This window comes from Pseudomonas edaphica, assembly GCF_005863185.1.
Taxonomy (GTDB): domain Bacteria; phylum Pseudomonadota; class Gammaproteobacteria; order Pseudomonadales; family Pseudomonadaceae; genus Aquipseudomonas; species Aquipseudomonas edaphica.
On the sequence record NZ_VBVZ01001031.1, the window covers coordinates 1 to 1054 of the forward strand.

1 protein-coding gene is annotated in these 1054 nt (G+C 62.2%); it reads left to right on the forward strand.

The genetic code is table 11. The features are described 5' to 3' along the window. Window positions 1–111: 111 nt before the first annotated feature. A complete protein-coding gene (locus tag FEM54_RS33030) occupies window positions 112–870 on the forward strand; it encodes an IclR family transcriptional regulator (protein ID WP_017137263.1) in 759 nt (252 codons plus the stop codon). Window positions 871–1054: the final 184 nt, after the last annotated feature.

Here is a 1054-nt window from a genome sequence, read left to right on the forward strand (position 1 = left end):
AATGGGTACAACGCCGCCCGCCTGCGTGCCTTGAATCGATGAGTTGACCTGCGATCGGGCCTGTATCTTGCTGTGAAAAATGATCATCCACCGGCAACAGGGAGATCGAACATGGAGACAGGCACGGTACGGTCGGTTGAGCGCGCACTCGCCATCGTCGAACTGCTCGGCGAACACCAGGCCTTGGGGTTGGAGGAGTTGCACTACCTCACACGACTGCCCAAGGCGACGGTGTCGCGCATGTTGCTGACCTTGCAGGAACAGGGGTGGGTCTATCGCGGCCTCAGCGACCGTCGTTACCGCCTGCGCGCCCAGCGCTTGTTCGGCGACACCCAGCAACGTTTCAAGCGCCAGGTGGTGGAAAGCGCCGCGCCCTGGCTGCTGGAACTCAGCGAGCGCACCGGGCTGGTGGTGGATTTATCCTGCTTTGATGGTGAGCGCCTGGAAGTCATGGAAAGCGCGATCCCCAGTGTGTTGCGCAAGCTGTACCCCAACAACTGCCAGATCGTCGGCCAGCACGCCAGCCTGTTTCACTCGGCGATGGGCAAGGCATGCCTGACGCAATTGCCGGTTGAGGAGGTGCAGCGTCTGGCGGGCCGCGATCATGTGGCCGCGGACGAGCAGGTGCATACCTGCGAGCAAACCCAGCACCAGGGGTTTGGCCAGCGCACTGAAGGCTATTGGGAATACCCGGTGCGCCTGCCGTTTCTGATTCGCGCGGTGGCCTTGCCGGTGCAGGCCAATGGGCGGCTGGTGGGCAGCATGGCGCTGCACTGGCCGATGCATCAGGCGCCGGTGGAACGCGTATTAAACCTGCACATGGCCAGCCTCGAAGCGACGGTGCGCGATGTGCAGCGGGCGCTGATCTGAAGGCAACCACCGAACCCTGTGGGAGCTGGCTTGCCTGCGATAGCGGCAGGTCAGTCACCTTCACTGTTGCCTGTGGCGAGCAGGCTTGCCCTGCGTTGGGCTGCGAAGCAGCCCCAAAATCAAGCGCTGAGTTTTTTCAGTAAAAATTCCAATGCTCTCATGGGGCTGCTGCGCAGCCCAACGC

What these genes read in the sequence shown, in the direction of transcription:
- FEM54_RS33030 (WP_017137263.1), top strand. Translation starts at nt 112, where the DNA reads ATGGAGACAGGCACGGTACGGTCGGTTGAGCGCGCACTCGCCATCGTC.